Below are 16,501 nucleotides of genomic sequence, written 5' to 3'. Positions count from 1 at the left end.
CGACGCTTCTTGCCGAAGAGCGACCCCATCATTTTGCCCCAAGCGGTTTCGGTCGCCAGTTCTTCCTTAGCGAGCCGCTTATCGGGCCGGTTGGAGCCATAAGTCTTGGCGTGACGGACATAGCTTTCATAGAGCGGTGCGGCACGGGTCCAGCCGATCAGCCACGCGGGGCTTCAAAGGCGGGCCGCTCAAATCCGCCGTATCGCCCATCATCCATGCCATGCTGCGCGATGGCACTCTGTTCCAGGCGTGAGGTAGGATAGAAACTGTTTGCCAGCGGTGAGGTGTCAAAGCTGATCCGAGGGCAGTGTCCCGATGGGGAACGCAGCGACGAACGATCTGCAATTACAGATCCGGACCCTGGAATTCTATCTCATAGTCTTCGAGGTCGAACTCGACGTTGTTTAACTTGACGGGCTCCTCGACGACTTTGGCAACAAGCACCTCAAGCGAAAGCCCACCCGCAACCTGAAACACCTGCTTGCAGCGTTGGTAAGTTGCAAAATCACGCTCGGCCGACGTGGTCTCTGGGGAAAATGTCAGTGCAGCGGACGCGGTCCCCCATATCTCATTACGGCCGTGGTAGTACACAGCCGTCAACGACTGCCACGCAGCTATCCTGCCATTCAACTCGCGTTGATGTCGCCTGTGGCAATATCCCCAGTCGAAATCGAATTCATCAAAATAAAGGGCCTCGACCGCTCTGCGAGCTTCTTCCACATTCCATCCATGTAGCTCATTGATCGCGTCGCTCCCGTGGTTCCAAAGCAATTCGAGCCATCCGAATGCGGGTACGACAGCATCGCGCAAGAGATCGAGTGTGGCGCTCAGGGCATATACGTCGAGCTCGCCGACCCCTATTACGGTTGCGGTGGTGGTGAATTCGCACCAGCAAAAAATGCGACCAGGGTTGCCTTGCGCGTCACTGAAATGGAGAAAAACCTTATAGAAATAGCGGCCTGGGGGAAACTGGCTGAGGCTATCGTGCCCACCTTGGTCATCAAGTACGCGCTGAAAATAGACCGAGGTCAGCTCGATGCCATCTCCATCCAGAAACAGCTCGTCGTGAAAGGGGTGGCGTGACCCCACGCCATCACGATGCAGGACAGCTCGCGGTCGACGCCGAAATCTTTCAAATTCCCAGCGCATTCCCCGGATGCTCATGGGCTTGCTTCCATAGTCTTCGCCAAAGGTATCGTCCGCGTAAGAAATCGCGCCGAGCAGGAGCATGTAGCGCTCTGCCGACAGCACAGTCTCTTCCTCCGGAACTACGGCCTGAATGAGGTCATGTAGTGCTTCGACTTCCTCCCTGCTCGGTGCAAAGAGGAGCGGATCAATCTTGTTGAACTCGCGGCACAATACATGCAGCACCCTAGAGACGACCGCCCGCTCTTCCGATAACAACCTCATAGCGATCGTCCCGTCCGCTTTGCGATCGAAGGGCATTTTGACTCTTTCCTTACTGTTCTGCTTGACGGGTGGCGATGATGCCCTCTTCCGTGCCACGCCCTTCCCCGATTGCTGAGCGCGGCCAGTTACCTTTCAAATTCGCCGAGGAAATCGAGCTAATCGAACTGCTTCTAACCGAATGAGCCGGAATTTGAGAGACGGTAGTTTGCTTTGCGTTCCGCATCGGAGTTGAAAATTTGAACCATTTGCGCCAAAAACAAAATCCCAGCTTATCCTCTTATAATGACTTTGATTGTAGACGGCGCATCGGTATCAATTATGTTTGATAGACTTGTTGTGCTTCTCAACCGAGCTTAGACCAAAACCGATCGAGGTTAGCCAGATAATCAACCATACCAGCGGTGCGGCGCCGCGCAGGATCAGCAAGGTAAGCACGGCGCCCAATATCAGACCGATGGCAGCGGCGACGTTGGAATAGAACAATCCCAGCGGACCAAAGAAAAAGCACAAGAGAAACTGTAGCCCCATCGACTTGCGCTCCTTGCCTGCAGATGCCTGCATCTGGTCCCGCTCTTCCAGCGCCCGCTTGATGCCGCGTTCCACCGCCTCGGCCATCTCAGTCTGTGACGGCACCTGAGGTGCCGCACCCGCGAGAGTGGTCAAATAGGCTGCTTTCTCAGTGTGTTGCATTTCTTCGGCCAACTTCTTTTTCGCTTCGGCTTCGAGGCGCTGCACCTGATAGGCCAGGTGCTCCTTGGCGTGTTCCAGATCCGTGTCGAGCCGTTCGATGATCTCGCGCTTTTTGTCCGGCCACCAGTCACAGAGCAGTTCGTGCCGCTGGTCTTGTCCGTCGTCAGAACATTCGGCACAACTCGCGGCGTAAATTAGCGGAGTGCGGACCTCGTCTGGGGGTTGATGTTAGGCGGCGAGCTTGCGGTGTTGCAAGCGCCGATGTTCGATGGTCTGTCGCTTGATCCTTTCGCGCTGTTTGATGATGGCTGGAGCCCTGCCGAAGTAGGCATCGGCGGGCGTCACGTTGTTCAGGCTCTCGTGGTAACGCTGGTGGTTGTAGTACTCGACGAAGGCCTCGATTTGGGCTTCGAGGTCGCCGGGCAAAAAGTAGTTTTCCAGCAGGATGCGGTTTTTCAGGGTTTGGTGCCAGCGCTCGATCTTGCCCTGGGTTTGCGGGTGCATCGGGGCACCGCGCACGTGGCTCATCTTCCGGGCCTCAATGTATTCAGCCAATTCGCCGGCGATGTAGCTGGGGCCATTATCCGACAACAGCCTGGGCTTGTGCAGCACCGTGGCGCTGTCGCAGCCCGATGCGCCAAGGGCCAGGTCGAGCGTGTCGGTCACATCCTCGGCGCGCATGTTGGTGCACAGTTTCCAGGCGATAATGTAGCGCGAGAAGTCGTCGAGCACGGTCGACAGGTACATCCAGCCCCACCCGATGATCTTGAAGTAGGTAAAATCAGTCTGCCACATCTCGTTTACCCGCGTGGTCTTGGTGTGGAACTGATCGGCGGCCTTGATCACGACATAGGCCGGGCTGGTGATCAGATCGTGGGCCTTCAACAGACGGTAAACCGTGGCTTCCGACACGAAGTAGCGCCTCTCATCGGTAAAACGCACCGCCAGTTCCCGGGGGCTTAGCTCGGACTGCCCCAGCGCCAGCTCGATGATCTGATCATGGATGTCAGGCGGGATCCGGTTCCACACCCGGCTCGGTGTCGATGGCCGATCCTCCAGCGCCTCCGGGCCGCCTTCGAGGAACCGGTCGTACCAGCGGTAGAAGGTCCGACGGGCAATGCCGAGCTCGTCCAACGTGTGCTTGGCTGGTAGGTGCGATTGCTCGACGATCCGGATGATCTCGAGCTTCTCCGATGCTGGATACCTCATTCGTCGTCGCCCCCATCCGCGATCATACTTTTTTTGAGCAGACGGTTTTCGAGCGTCAGGTCGGCAACGCATTCCTTCAGGGCACGGGCTTCGCGGCGCAGGTCCTGCACCTCGCCGGTGGTTGCGGCACGGGCAGTGTCGCCAGCCAGGCGACGCTTGCCCGCTTCCATGAACTCCTTCGACCAGGTGTAATACAGGCTTTGGGCGATGCCTTCCTTGCGGCACAGCTCGGCAATGCTGTCCTCGCCGCGCAGGCCATCCAGCACGATCCTGATCTTGTCTTCGGCCGAGAAGTGCCGACGGGTCTGCCGCCGGATGTCCTTCACCACCCGCTCGGCAGGGGCCTTCATCGGCGATTTTTTTAAGGAGTGTTGGGGCTTCATCTTCGTTCCTTCGTCACTACGACGAAGCCCCAACACTCCTTAAATCACAACCTCAAATCTGTGCCATTGGTGCTGACGGGGAACAGCGGCAAAGGACTTCAGCTCTGGTTCTTCAGTCAGGGACGCTATTCGCTGGAAGAGCGGTGGTCGCACGAAGCCGTGAAGGAGTTTGAGGATATGGCTGCGATATTCAACACGAGCGCGGTCGAAGACCCCAGCCTCATGGCCGACATCGAGAAGTGGAGCGGTAATCGCACAGTTCTCATGCACGGCGTCAACCGAAGCGGCGGCATGATTGAATCAGCAGGTGCAAATCTCGGTGAAGCGCGCCGTGCGGTCCTTCAGAGCGAAGATATCCGCGCTATCGGCCCCGGTCGCCAGATTATCCGTGCGACGGGATTGCCTCACCTCATCGTTTGCGACCGCGTGCCCTTTTATGAAGTGGACCCGTGGAAGGATCAGCTCCGCGATGTACGCGATCTGCATAAAGGCGTGAGTCAGTGAGCGACGCAGCAGCATCGGCGATCAGTCCGCGCTTTGCCTCGGCGAGCGCGGCTCCGGCTGAGACGAGCAGGAGCAGTCCGGAACGTGCGGCGGAGATATCCGCCAAACGCGATGCAGTTGTCAGTCGTGCGGAAGCGCATTTCGAGAAGCACAGGCAGTTATGGACCAACCGCCAATATGGCGTGCTGCTTGCCCGTGATGGCGAGCGCATGGACTATCGTCCGAACGGCATGGGCGATGACCGCAAATCGCATCTCATGCGTGCGGCGGATTATCTTGTAAGGCAGCGCCAGGCCAACAGGTTGGCGCGGGTTGAACGTGCCGCTGTCAACATGCAGCGCGGCGGCAACCGGGAAGTCCGGAACGGACTTGAACGATAGCCAAACAGCCATAAAGTTGCATAATCAGAACGGTTTAGGTTACAATTATGGTAGGGGGAAAGTTGAGCATCATCGCTGTTGCAGGCGAATGGAGGCGATACGCCTTCATGCGATGCTCAGCACCTTCGCCTGTGGCTTCGCGATAGATAAGTGGAGCAGGACAGGGTTAATCCCCCGGCTGACAGACGGTAAATTCGTAGATCGGACTCTCTCATTGCTCATTGAGCGCCGCATAAGCGGCAGGGATAGTTTGATGAAAATGCTGTCGCAGGAAGAACTCAACGAATTGCGCAAAGACATTGCGGTACTCGGGATTCCTGATGACTGTCAGGACGATCTTATCCGTCTCATAGACAGTATTGTCATTTCATTTGTTGAGCAGGCGCATGGCCTAAATCCGGTGCAAATTTCCCTGTCGTCACGTGCAAACTATGCTTTCAATGGGGATTCGTCCCATGCTAATCTTCGGACCTCAACAGAAAATGCGGCTGTGCCTATCGATGGCGAGAGCGCAAGACGCGATGAAGGACCGATAAGGCAGGTAGCGCCATGACACGAACAACCAACCAGAAGGCCGTAGCGTACTGCCGCGTCAGCACGAAGAAGCAGGCGCGTGACGGCAACGGTCTAGAGTCGCAGGAAACGCGCTGTCGTGAATACGCAGGATATCGCGGTCATGAGGTTGTTCGCGTCTTCACCGACGACAAATCCGGGGCGCTGTTAGATCGTCCGGGGATGCTCGCCATGCTCGCTTTTCTGAGGAAAAACCGGAAGGACAATATTGTCGTTATCATCGACGATATCAGCCGTCTCGCACGTGGGATTAAGCCCCATCTGGAATTGCGGGCCAAGATTGCAGGGGCGGGTGGGTCGCTGGAGTCACCTTCCATAGAATTCGCTGAGGATTCAGACAGCATCCTTGTGGAGCATCTGCTCGCAAGTGTGGCGCAGCACCAGCGTCAGAAAAATGGTGAACAGGCCAAAAACCGTATGCGTTCTCGCATGCTGAATGGCTACTGGGTCTTCAATCCGCCTATTGGCTATCGATACCAGCGCAGTCCCGGTGGGGGCAGTGTTCTCGTCCGCGACGAGCCTGTTGCCTCGATCATTCGTGAGGGACTTGAGGGTTATGCCAGCGGTCGCTTCGGATCACAGGCGGAAGTGAAACGCTTCTTTGAGGCTCACGCAGAGTTTCCGCTTTGCCGTCACGGCTTTCTGACCAACGAGCAGGTAAATCGCATTCTGACCCGCCCGATCTATGCAGGTTACGTCGAAAGCAAGGTCTGGAATGTGTCGCTGCGCAAGGCGCATCATGAAGGCGTGATTTCGCTTGAGACGTTCCAGCACAATCAGGAGCGGCTGAACGGAAAGCCGTTCGCGCCTGTGCGCAACGATATCAATGCAGATTTCCCGCTTCGAGGTTTTGTCGCCTGTGGATGCTGCGGCCACGCCATGACGGCGAACTGGACGAAGGGTCGCAACGCCACATATCCCTATTACGTCTGCCGCCATCGCGGTTGCGAGAAATTCGGCAAGTCCGTGAAGCGGGGCGTCGTCGAAGGCGCATATGAGGGCCTGCTGCGCAACCTCGTGCCGAGTCATGAACTGTTCACTTTGATGGAAAAGCTGTTCCGCAAACGCTGGGACGAGGCTCAGTCGAAGGCCAAAGAATCGCGCACGGCAATGAAGCTGGAGATTGCAGCGATTGAGAAGAAGGTCGCGCAGTTTCTGGATCGCATCGTCGAGTCAGAAAGCGCGACTGTCATAGGCGCGTTTGAACGCAAGGTCGATGAACTGGAACGACAGAAGCTCGTCCTCGCTGAAAAAACCGCGCGCTGTGGCACGGTCGCGAAGGGCTTCGACGAAACTTTTCGAACCGCTCTCGAATTCGTCGGAAACCCTTATAAACTATGGGAAAATGGCACACTCGATGACAAGCGTATAGTGCTGAAACTGACGTTAGGCTCTCATCTGGAATATGACTGGAATGAGGGTGTTCGAACCCCTGAAATTTCCTTGCCGTTCAAGGTGTTGGGGCAAATCTCTGACCGAGAAACAGTGATGGCGGAGAGGGTGGGATTCGAATATGTCTCGTAGAGCCTTGTAAATACTGGCATACTTGGACGAAATTTGCCAAGTATGCCCCCTGCTCTGCCCCCAAAAAATTGGACGCATCCGCATTGTCTCTGACGAGGCGCTTCAATGCGAGGCTGTGCCATTAACTATTCATAAGATTGCGATCTGTCTCTTAATCAGCGGGTCCTAGGTTCGAGCCCTGTGCGTCCACCAAATTCTCACTATTTTACAAGATGTTGTCGGAGCGATCTACGAAGGCTCTGCCCATTCGAGAACCGCTAGGTAGCTCTCTTGGTAGCAGCTCCCAATGGGGCATCGACCCGGATTTTCCTACCGCATTGATTGAAGTCTGGAGTTTCACTGCCTCCTAGGCTTGCATTGGGCACATCGGGCAGGCCGAATCGCCATTCTCGAGAGCGATGCTCTTGGTCCTTGCCAGCCACATTTACCGCCACCCGTTCTTAGCCCCCTGGCCGGAAGGAGACCGGCGACCATTGCGATCGGCGGTCTGACGACCTCCACGGTCCTCATTTTGCTGTTGCTGCCTGCGATCTGCGCGCCCGCGCTGCATTGCGGCCAACTCCGCTCCGGCGTGCCGGCCAATCTCGTAGTTCCGGGAGTTACCTGAAGTGGGGCCTGCAATGGAAGCACCTGTTCGGCTCCCGCCGCATTGTCGACTGGAACCCTCTTATTGATCGCGCAATTGAGGTGATTGCCTGAACCGAACGACTTGGGCTAGATAGTTGGTATCGGGGCGAAGCAACCTCCCGGTCAGGCGTCAGCCCAAGCGTTGCCTTTCAGTTGTCCGCATTTTGGCGGACGGAAAGGCGTAACTAGGCCAATGACGCGCGTTAGTTTCATTTCAGACACCAGCCCCAGTTTTTCCGAACTTGTGCGTGTTTCGGCGAGGATCGGCTGCCTGAGCTTTGGCGGTCCGGTCGGTCAGATTGCCCTCATGCACCGCAAACTTGTGGAGGAGAGGCAGTGGGTCAGCGAGGAACAATATCTCCACGCGCTCAACTTCTGCCATTTGCTCCCTGGTCCCGAGGCGCAGCAACTGGCGATCTGGATCGGATGGAAGCTGCATGGGTTCAAAGGGGGATTGGCGGCCGGACTGCTTTTCGTGATTCCCGGTGCGCTGGTGATTCTCGCGCTGTCGATCCTCTATGGCTATGCCGCGCACCTGACCTGGTTTGCTGCATTGTTCCTCGGCATCAAGGCGGCCGTTCTGGCGATCGTGGTCCAGGCTCTGATCAGGGTTGCGGGCCGTGCGCTCAACACGCCGTTCAAGAAAGGCATCGCGCTGGCCGCCTTTGCCGCCCTGTTCCTGCTCAACCTGCCGTTTCCGCTGGTCGTGTTGGGAGCAGGTCTGGTCGGCACGATCGTCGCTGCGACGCGGCCTGACCTGCTGGCGCTCAAGTCAATGGACAAGGCCCCCATGCTCGCCCCGCGCCCATGGGGCGCTAGCATCAAGGCGGTTCTCGCCGGCGCGATAGTGTGGGCCGCACCAATGGTAGCGGTGTTCGCGTTGCTCGGCCCGGACCATGTCCTGTGGCAGATTGGCGCATTTTTCTCCAAACTGGCCGTGGTCACTTTTGGCGGAGCCTATGCGGTTCTGGCCTATATGGCGCAGCAGGCCGTTCAAGGCTTCGGTTGGTTGAGCGCGGGCGAGATGGCGGATGGGCTCGGGCTGGCCGAGACGACACCCGGCCCGCTGATCATGGTAACCCAGTTTGTCGGCTACCTCGCCGCCTTCCGCGCGCCGGTGCCGTTCTCACCACCTGGGTCACGTTCGTGCCGTGTTTTCTCTGGATCTTCGCGCTCGCGCCATGGATCGAACGGCTGGAACACGCGCACAAGCTCAAGGGCGGTCTGGCGGCGGTGACCGCCGCGATCGTCGGCGTGATCGCCAATCTCAGCCTGTGGTTCGCGCTCCATGTGCTGTTCACGCGGGTTGCCCCGTTGAATCTCGGCCCGCTGGCCGTGTCCGCACCCGATCTTACGAGTTTCGACTGGCGGGCGGCGCTGCTCGGGGCGGCATCGGCCTTCTTCATTTTTCGCCGCAAGTGGAACGTCATCCGCGTCCTCGCGCTCAGCGCGGCGGGCGGGCTCATCCTAGGACAGATCGCTTGAAAAGGAGTCTCATCCCATGAACGACATTTCCCGCCGCAACGCCATCGGCAGCATCGCGCTTGGCGTGGCGGCCGCCGCCGCGCCCGCCGCCGCCTCGGCGGCTACTCCCACTCCCGCAGCTGGAGGCTCTCCCATGACCACGCCCGCACCCGCCTTTGCCGGCGGCCACGCCGTCAAGCCGCTGCATTTCGACCCGACCAAGCTCGTCGGCCTGTCCGAAAAGCTTATCCGCTCGCACTGGGAGAACAACTACCAAGGCTCGGTCAAGACGCTTAACATGATCGAAGGCCGCCTTGCCGCCGCGATGACGGACAAGGACTTGCCGCCAGTGGTCTATGGCGGATTGAAGCGCGAGGAACTGCACCGCACTGGCTCGGTGATCCTACACGAACTCTATTTCGAGCAGTTGGGCGGCAACGGGCAGGCGGCGGGCGCCATCCGCGATGCGCTCGCCGCGAGCCACGGTTCGTTCGAAGCATGGGAAGGCGAATTCCGCCGCACGGCGATGGCGCTGGCCGGCGGTTCTGGCTGGTGCGTGCTGGCATACAACCAGCACACCCGCTCGCTGCACAACTACTGGGCATGGGATCACACCAACGGACCGGTCGCCGGCACGCCGCTGCTGGTCCTCGACATGTATGAGCACGCCTTCCACATGGATTACGGCGCCGCCGCTGCAAAATATATCGATGCCTTCATGCGCAACCTCGACTGGGCGGTCGTCGATGCGCGCTATCGCGCTGGCACCGGCACGCGGAGCTGAGGCCATGAAGTGGATCACGCGCGAACGCCCCAAGATCGACCGGATCGCCTGCCCCTGGCTGATTCAGCGCTTCATCGAACCGGAGGCCCAGTTCCTCTATGTTCCCGCCAACAAGGTCGTCGAAGTCGCTGAGGCCGAGGGTGGAATTCCTTACGACATCCCCGGCGTCGAGTTCAGTCATGTCGGCGAGAAATGCAGCTTCGACGCCTTCCTTGAGAAGTACGATCTGACCGATCCTGCCTTGCTTCAACTCGCCGAAATCGTGCGCGGTGCCGATACCTCGCGGCTCGATCTCACTCCGCAATCTGCGGGCCTGTTCGCCCTGTCGCTCCGGCTTTCCGCCAATTTTGCGGACGATCACGAAATGCTCGAGCATGGCATGGTGATGTACGACGCGCTCTACGCCTGGTGTAGGTCATGTCAGGCGGAGAGCCACAATTGGCCACCGGCTCTGAATGCCGGGTCGCAACCCTAGCGCCATCGGGCGTGGAGGTCGTCAATCACATATTCATGTGAGTGGCTCGACGGCGAGCCACCATTGGAGTGTTCTTTGAAATGTTCGTGCCCGGCAGGCAGGTCCGGGTGGTCATGTTCGACTAAAGCAGGATCGCTTGCAGGCCAGAAGATCAAGGCGCGCGCAGCACCGAGTGCGGCCAGCCCGGCCAGCGCCAGAAATGCTGCCTGCTGCCCCACCCCGGCACCGACCTGCCCGGCTAGCGGATAGGCTATAAGCCAGCAGACATGGCTGAGCGCGAACTGCGCGGCGAAAACGGCGGGGCGAGCCTGCGGGTGCGCGGAGCGCCTCAGCAGCAGGCCCGAAGGCGTGATGCTCGCGGCATAGGCGATGCCAAGGACGAACCAGCCAGATAGCAAACTCGGCCAATAGCTGGGGAGCAGAGTGCCCGAGGTTGCGCCCAGCGCAAGAAGCGTCAGCGTCATCACCAAAGCTCCGGTCACCATGACCGTTCGCGCTGCAAGGCGATCGAGCAGTCGCGGCAGCAACAGCGCCGCGAGCATCGATCCGCCGCCATAGGCTGCCAGCGTCAGCGCCACTTCGCGCTGCCCATGCCGAAGTTCTGCCGGACGAGGACGACGGTATTGACGATGACCATCGCACTGGCCGCCGCCGCCGCGAGATTGACCGCAAGTAGACCGCGCAGGCGCGGGGTCTTGAGGTAAATGCGCATACCCCGCGTGGTGCGATCGTAAATCCCACCGGTTCGCGGCTGCGCCGTGGTGCGAGGCAGAACGACCGAGACGACGAGCAGTGCCGATCCTATGAAGCCCACCGCCGTTCCCGCGAACAGCCAATGGAAGCCGATCACACCGAGCAGCGGTGCGGCCAGCGCCGGGCTGAGCAGGCTTTCGAGATCGTAGCCCATTCGCGAGAGCGAAAGTGCGCGGGTATAGTCGGCTTCATCGGGCAACACGTCAGGGATCGTTGCTTGAAACGTCGGGGTGAAGGCCGCCGAAGCCGATTGCAGCAGGAACACGAGGATATAAACCTGCCACACTTCAGTGACAAAGGGCAGGAACAGCGCAACTCCGGCGCGCACCAGGTCCATCGCTACCAGAAAGGCCCGCCGCGGCATGCGATCGGCAAACGCGCCGACCACCGGACCGATGCCGATATAGGCCAGCATCTTGATCGCCAGCGCGGTGCCCAGCACTGCGCCCGCATCCGCGCCCGCGATGTCGTAGGCGAGCAGGCCCAACGCAACTGTGGCGAGACCCGTGCCGACAAGGGCGATCACCTGCGCCGCGAGCAGGTGACGGTAAGTGCTATTGGCGAGGACCGAGATCATGGCGCGGACTCTCCTAGATGTTTGGTCCCGGAGTTTGATGGTGCATTATCCATGCAAGAATGGAAGGATGCACTATGGGACAAGTTCTTCACGGGAGCGCCAGCACGACAGCGGCAATCCGTCGAGCAATACAAAATAGTCAAGAGAGCCTGAGGACGCTGGCCAAGCGTCACGGGATCAACCCCAAGACGGTTGCCAAGTGGCGGAGTCGGAATAGCACAACCGATGTGCGGCCCGGCCCCAAGGATGCCCATTCGACGGTGCTGAGCATCGCGGAAGAAGCAATCATCGTCGCTTTCCGCAGGCACACACTGCTGCCGCTCGACGATTGCCTTTATGCCTTGCAGGCGACGATACCGCATTTGACCAGATCGTCGCTGCACCGCTGCTTGCAGCGCCACGACATCTCGCGCCTGCCTGAGGTGGAGGGTGACAAGCCCAAGCGCAGCAAGTTCATCTCTTACCCCATCGGCTACTTCCACATCGATATGGCCGAGGTGCGCACCGAACAGGGCAAGCTCTACATGTTTGTGGCAATCGACCGGACCAGCAAGTTCGCCTTCGTCGAGTTGCACGAGAACTCCAGAACCGCAACGTCGCGCGACTTCCTGCTCCGGCTGATCGAAGCGGTACCGTACAATATCCACACGGTGCTGACCGACAACGGCATCCAGTTCACCACGCCGGGCGCTGGCGGATCAGCCGTCCCGCTGATCAGGGAAGCCATGGCCAACGGTGAGCCTTTCCGGGCGCATGCCTTCGAATACGCCTGCGCCAGGAACGACATCGACCACCGGACAACCAAGCCCAGGCATCCGTGGACCAACGGCCAGGTCGAACGGATGAACCGGACAATCAAGGAAGCAACCGTCAAACGCTTCTACTACGAGACCCACGATCAGTTGCGCGAACACCTCGCCAACTTCGTGGCTGCCTACAACTTCGCCAAGCGGCTCAAGACGCTCAAGGGCCTCACACCCTATGAGTTCATCTGCAAATGCTGGACAAAAGAGCCCCAGCGGTTCACGTCAGATCCGCACCATCAAACTCCGGGATCAAACATCTAAAACCGCACCGTCGGCGTTGCCCACGATAGTGGCCTTATTGGCTGAACCGATCAGCCCGCCGACGTAGGTGGAGCCATTCACGCCGGTCACAGCGCCGACGGCATAGACGCCAATCATCTCGAGGTTTCTATTGCTGCCCGAGGCGCTGCCGATAAAGCCGCCTACATGGCTCACGCCGGTGACGGTCCCGATAGCATAGGAGTTGGAAACATCGCCACCGCTGGCTCCGATCAAACCGCCAATGTAGGCACCAGACCGCAGGTTAGCGCTGACGCCATTGAACCCGCTGACCGCGCCGCTCGCCCAAGCCTCGAAGACCGTGCCCCCGGAAACTTCTCCAACCAGCCCACCAACCTTCCGATTGGCGGTGACGTTTCCGGTAGCGAACGACACCATGATCGTTCCGCCGACATTCCAACCTACGAGACCGCCCGCTACGCCAGCATCATTTGCCAGAAACACATTGCCGGTTGCGTATGAACCGGTGATCAAGCCGTTGTTATACCCTACCAAACCCCCGCCATTGTCCGTTGCTAAGCCAGACACATTCCCTGACGCATAGACGCTATACAGCACCGACTCATTCGCGCCCACCAGTCCGCCCAGGTAACGGTACGGATTGTAGTAGCTGGATCCCATATTGCCGATCTGAGTCACATTGCCGTCAGCATGAATGTTGGCGATGTTACCCTCGCGGGACCAGCCAACCAGCCCGCCGACATAGGAACTGCCGCTCACCGAGCCAGATGCGTGAACATCGTCGAGCGTGCTGGCCTGTGAAGTGCCGATTAGGCCGCCGACGTACTTGGATTCCAACCCGCCATAGACGACCCCGTCTGCGTAATCATGTAGCAGCGACGTCTGCACGGCTGATCCCACAAGGCCGCCGACACTGGTGCTGTTGGTGCCGCCGGTAACCGTGCCAGTCGTGCGGCTGTTGGTCACACCCGTTGCGTTGCTCAGACCCACCAGGCCGCCAACGGCGTCGCTGCCAGTGCCCGACGTCACCGTGCCAGTTGCGTAGGATTGATCGATACCGGCGGTCCCGTTCAGGGAACCCGCCAGGCCGTCAACATTCCTGCTCTTGTTACCTACCGAAACCGCGCCGCTTGTCCAAGAATTCACAATTGCGGATCCGCAGGCCAAGCTGCATCCGAACGAACCGACGAGGCCGCCGATGTTGTTGCCCTGGACGCCGCCGGTCGTAACATTTCGGGAGGTAAAGGAATCAGTGATCGACGCGTCCACCTGCGAACCTACCAGCCCGCCGACACCTGTGGCGACATAGCCGCCGATCACCGCCGCGCTGACATTACCCGATGCGCGCGACTGGGCGATCGATCCACCCTCGTTGGCACCGACAAGACCACCGATCTCGGCGCCGGGGCCAGCTACGATCGTGACTTGCGCCGTGGTTTCGGTGATTGCCGCTCCGCGGTTGTAGCCGATCAGGCCACCGATACGATCGCCGACGAAAGTCGAGAGGGCTCGACCGATGACGGCCCCGCTTACCGACACATTGCGGATCGTCGCACCCGCTCCGCCGGTCGCGGTGTTGTAGTTCGCCCCGATCAGCCCGCCGATGTAGCTCGCCCCGGTCAGCTTTGCGTTGGTCAACGTCAGGTTCTCGATCGTGGTCTGCGCGCCGCCGCCGACCACCCCGAACAATCCCACGTAATTCGAGGTTCCGCGACTTATCGAAAGCTTGTCGATAGTGCTCCCCAGCCCGTCGAACGAGCCAGTGAACCCGTTGCCACCATTGGCGACCGTACCCGCGCCATTGGTGCCGAGCGGGACGAAGTTGACGATGGTCGAGGCATTGATGTCGCGGCTGATCGCGAAGTTGCCCGAGAGAAAATTGTTGATCGCCTGCAGCTTGGCGGCAGTGTTGACCAGCTGGTAGGCAGTCAGCTTTCCGGCGGTAACGTTGCCGCCGTAGCTGGTCGCGGTGCCGAACGTGGTCGGGTTGTAAAAAACCTTGGCGACGGTGCCGGTACCGCCGAGCGCCGCAGTGATCCCCGCACCGAACGCCACCGTGCCGATGCCTGTGCCGGTGTTGTCCGCGATCAGGTTGAGTGTGGCGTAAGCCTTGAGGTATCAAGAAACAGAGGCGTCAGTCAAAGTTCACCCAAACCCAACTGAATGACTAGACCGGCTGACGCCGGTAAGATCATGCGGAGGGGCTGAAGCCATCCTTGTGGGTATGTCGGTCCAGATAACGCATGATGATGTCATCGGTGACGTTGCCGGATGTGGTCGAGAAGTAGCCGCGTTGCCAGAAGCGTTGGCCCAAGTAGCGTTTGCGGATGTGTCGAACTCCTGCTGGATCCCGCGCGATGACCGGCCCTTCGCCCGGCGCACGAAATCGCTGACCGAGACGTGCGGCGGGATCTCGACGAACATATGCACGTGATCGCGCGACAATGCGCCGGTGACGATGGTCACGCCCATTTCATCGCACACCTGCTTGATGATCTCGCGAACACGCAACCGCACATCACCGATGAGCACCTTGTACCGGTACTTCGGTGCCCAGACGAGATGGTAGCGATGATGAAATGTCGTGTGACAACCGGAGCGATACGCCATAGCTTGTAAGCTACACACCGAGTCTGTGGCTGAAGCCAGTATCCGACTGAAGTCGGAGGGGTTCCTCCCAGTCAGAGGACTCTAAGTGGAAAAGAGTCTAGGGCGTCAACGGCCTCTGTGCCGACGCTCGGCCTAGGTGACGTCGTGAACCTCGGTAATCTGCGCACACAAAGGCATTGCGCGCTCCTCGCCATCGAAGCTGCCGGTGCTAGGATGCTCTCCGTCCGCTTTACGGCCCAGACTTCAACCCGATCGAGAGTCCATTGTATAAGCTGAAATCCATCTTGCGCAAACGACTTCACCGCCGCAGGAAGAACGTGATTGATCGAATTCTAAGCCATTTCATTAACGCGCCCTCGACCAACTCGCCATCGGCGAGCTGCCTTTAGATCGCCGCCGGGAGTACGAAGCCCCCCTGCCCGACGGGTCGGCTGGTCGCTCGATGCCCGCTTGGCGATCTTCGGGATTATATACCAGCGAAGCGATTACCACGCAGGTTTGATCTCGAAAAAACGATGTGAAATTGAATAAAAGGGTGTTGAGCAGTCCTTCGCATTCGCTTGGTGGAGCTCGCCATATGGGTCCGTTAGACGGCAAACTTTATCCGGAACGGGTGTAGTTTTGTCAACCGCCGCCTCAGTTCTGCACCGTTCCACGGACCTCGTGCTAAGCGCACAACTCGCCTCCGTAACATTGCCAACTCACGGCAGTTAAAACCTGGCCGAATGGCCCCACGATGGGCCAGACTATTCGACCTGGAAAACCACGACCATCTCCTCAAGCATTTCCAGGGCGGCCCGCACCGTGCGCCGTCGGACGACATCACGCTCTGCCAGACCGAAGTGGCACTCTCGCACTATGGCCGGTCTGGCTCCGGCAACCACCGCGAGGTGAACCAGGCCCGCTTCGTCTCGCACCCCGGCTGGACCAGCAAACCCGGTAATCCCGATCGATAAGTCGGCATTGCTGCGGGACAGTGCGCCTTGCGCCATCCTCAGCGCGACATCACGGCTGACCACGCCATGCATCCTGATCAAATTGCCTGGGATACCCAGCATCTGGCGTTTGGATTGCTCGGAATAGGTAACAAACCCCCGGTCGAATGATCCGCTGAACCCTTTAATGTCGGTCAGCAGTGCCGCCAGCAGCCCGCCAGTGCAACTTTCCGCAGTTGCAATGCTCAAGCCAGCTTTTGCAACCATTTCCATAACCGTCGCAGTCTGTCGTTCTAGCACACCTGCTTCGGCAAGATCCGACACTCCCATGGGCAGCTACGGTTTTTCGTCGCCGTCGCGGCCGGACTTATTCGGTTGACCCGTAGCCGCCGCGACTTGTGCATCACGTTCTGACTCGGGGTATTGTTCGGGCGTAACCGGTGACTGGATTTTCGTCGCAGCATGCATCCGACCGTTTTGACTCGGACTGCCGCCATGAATGTCGAGTGGTTGTTTCGGCTTTCGTTCGGTCATGGTCGTGCATCCTGTCAGCGTAC

Annotated in this window: 13 protein-coding genes and 3 pseudogenes; 8 read left to right on the top strand and 8 right to left on the bottom strand. The window is 59.2% G+C overall.

Annotation, left to right across the window (positions count from 1 at the left end; genetic code table 11):
* Positions 1–345: 345 nt before the first annotated feature.
* From LUA85_RS05465 to LUA85_RS05455, 3 genes are all read right to left on the bottom strand, one after another.
* Entirely contained in the window at positions 346–1,446 is a 1,101-nt protein-coding gene (locus LUA85_RS05465) for a hypothetical protein (RefSeq protein WP_231467621.1), read from the bottom strand.
* Between the two features lie 276 nt (positions 1,447–1,722).
* Positions 1,723–2,145, bottom strand: coding sequence for a hypothetical protein (locus LUA85_RS05460; protein WP_231467619.1), 423 nt, complete (start codon positions 2,143–2,145; stop codon positions 1,723–1,725).
* 183 nt (positions 2,146–2,328) lie between these two features.
* A protein-coding gene (locus tag LUA85_RS05455) for an IS3 family transposase (RefSeq protein ID WP_371823651.1) occupies positions 2,329–3,692 on the bottom strand; the annotation gives its coding sequence in 2 pieces (ribosomal slippage) (positions 2,329–3,344 and positions 3,344–3,692; 1,365 coding nt in all).
* 60 nt (positions 3,693–3,752) lie between these two features.
* On the opposite strand from LUA85_RS05455, the gene LUA85_RS05450 reads away from it, so the two are divergent.
* From LUA85_RS05450 to LUA85_RS05420, 7 genes and pseudogenes are all read left to right on the top strand, one after another.
* Positions 3,753–4,196: a TraM recognition domain-containing protein gene (locus LUA85_RS05450; protein ID WP_231467617.1), complete on the top strand. Its 444-nt coding sequence runs from the start codon at positions 3,753–3,755 to the stop codon at positions 4,194–4,196.
* Positions 4,193–4,576, top strand: a complete 384-nt coding sequence (locus LUA85_RS05445) for a hypothetical protein (RefSeq protein WP_231467615.1) — start codon at positions 4,193–4,195, stop codon at positions 4,574–4,576. The genes LUA85_RS05450 and LUA85_RS05445 overlap by 4 nt, the downstream gene beginning before the upstream one ends.
* Before the next feature lie 253 nt (positions 4,577–4,829).
* Positions 4,830–5,129 (top strand): hypothetical protein, encoded by a 300-nt coding sequence (locus LUA85_RS05440; RefSeq protein WP_231467613.1) that lies wholly within the window; start codon positions 4,830–4,832, stop codon positions 5,127–5,129.
* Positions 5,126–6,673: a recombinase family protein gene (locus LUA85_RS05435; protein WP_231467611.1), complete on the top strand. Its 1,548-nt coding sequence runs from the start codon at positions 5,126–5,128 to the stop codon at positions 6,671–6,673. Before LUA85_RS05440 ends, LUA85_RS05435 begins: the two co-directional genes overlap by 4 nt.
* A gap of 820 nt (positions 6,674–7,493) precedes the next feature.
* Positions 7,494–8,785, top strand: a pseudogene (gene chrA / locus LUA85_RS05430) (chromate efflux transporter).
* Positions 8,786–8,801: 16 nt separating this feature from the next.
* Positions 8,802–9,548, top strand: a complete 747-nt coding sequence (locus LUA85_RS05425; RefSeq protein WP_231467609.1) for a superoxide dismutase — start codon at positions 8,802–8,804, stop codon at positions 9,546–9,548.
* A gap of 4 nt (positions 9,549–9,552) precedes the next feature.
* Positions 9,553–10,023: a chromate resistance protein ChrB domain-containing protein gene (locus LUA85_RS05420; protein WP_231467607.1), complete on the top strand. Its 471-nt coding sequence runs from the start codon at positions 9,553–9,555 to the stop codon at positions 10,021–10,023.
* Here LUA85_RS05420 and LUA85_RS05415 read toward each other — a convergent pair.
* Positions 10,020–11,353 (bottom strand): annotated as a pseudogene (locus tag LUA85_RS05415) (MFS transporter). The gene LUA85_RS05420 and the pseudogene LUA85_RS05415 overlap by 4 nt on opposite strands.
* A gap of 74 nt (positions 11,354–11,427) precedes the next feature.
* Between LUA85_RS05415 and LUA85_RS05410 the strand changes: the two are divergent.
* Positions 11,428–12,420 carry an IS481 family transposase gene (locus LUA85_RS05410; RefSeq protein WP_231467547.1) on the top strand — a complete coding sequence of 331 codons (993 nt, stop codon included), beginning with the start codon at positions 11,428–11,430 and terminating at the stop codon, positions 12,418–12,420.
* Here the strand turns inward: LUA85_RS05410 and LUA85_RS05405 are convergent.
* From LUA85_RS05405 to LUA85_RS05390, 4 genes and pseudogenes are all read right to left on the bottom strand, one after another.
* Positions 12,409–14,454, bottom strand: coding sequence for a GLUG motif-containing protein (locus LUA85_RS05405; protein ID WP_231467606.1), 2,046 nt, complete (start codon positions 14,452–14,454; stop codon positions 12,409–12,411). The genes LUA85_RS05410 and LUA85_RS05405 overlap by 12 nt on opposite strands.
* A 136-nt stretch (positions 14,455–14,590) precedes the next feature.
* Positions 14,591–15,009: pseudogene (gene tnpA / locus LUA85_RS05400) on the bottom strand (IS200/IS605 family transposase).
* A 746-nt stretch (positions 15,010–15,755) separates the two neighbouring features.
* Positions 15,756–16,274, bottom strand: a complete 519-nt coding sequence (locus LUA85_RS05395; protein ID WP_371823650.1) for a CinA family protein — start codon at positions 16,272–16,274, stop codon at positions 15,756–15,758.
* Between the two features lie 6 nt (positions 16,275–16,280).
* The gene (locus LUA85_RS05390; RefSeq protein WP_231467602.1) at positions 16,281–16,478 is read right to left on the bottom strand and encodes a hypothetical protein; all 198 of its coding nucleotides are present in this window, start codon (positions 16,476–16,478) and stop codon (positions 16,281–16,283) included.
* Positions 16,479–16,501: the final 23 nt, after the last annotated feature.

The sequence above is a fragment of the Novosphingobium sp. CECT 9465 genome, from assembly GCF_920987055.1.
GTDB lineage: Bacteria > Pseudomonadota > Alphaproteobacteria > Sphingomonadales > Sphingomonadaceae > Novosphingobium.
Note: the sequence above shows the minus strand (reverse complement) of the source record. Positions and strands in the feature narration are given on the sequence as shown.

Bases quoted from the DNA above. Each gene is read 5' to 3' on its own strand.
- LUA85_RS05465 (WP_231467621.1), bottom strand. From the start codon at position 1,446: ATGCCCTTCGATCGCAAAGCGGACGGGACGATCGCTATGAGGTTGTTA.
- LUA85_RS05440 (WP_231467613.1), top strand. From the start codon at position 4,830: ATGAAAATGCTGTCGCAGGAAGAACTCAACGAATTGCGCAAAGACATT.
- LUA85_RS05435 (WP_231467611.1), top strand. From the start codon at position 5,126: ATGACACGAACAACCAACCAGAAGGCCGTAGCGTACTGCCGCGTCAGC.
- LUA85_RS05425 (WP_231467609.1), top strand. From the start codon at position 8,802: ATGAACGACATTTCCCGCCGCAACGCCATCGGCAGCATCGCGCTTGGC.
- LUA85_RS05420 (WP_231467607.1), top strand. From the start codon at position 9,553: ATGAAGTGGATCACGCGCGAACGCCCCAAGATCGACCGGATCGCCTGC.
- LUA85_RS05410 (WP_231467547.1), top strand. From the start codon at position 11,428: ATGGGACAAGTTCTTCACGGGAGCGCCAGCACGACAGCGGCAATCCGT.
- LUA85_RS05395 (WP_371823650.1), bottom strand. From the start codon at position 16,274: ATGGGAGTGTCGGATCTTGCCGAAGCAGGTGTGCTAGAACGACAGACT.
- LUA85_RS05390 (WP_231467602.1), bottom strand. From the start codon at position 16,478: ATGACCGAACGAAAGCCGAAACAACCACTCGACATTCATGGCGGCAGT.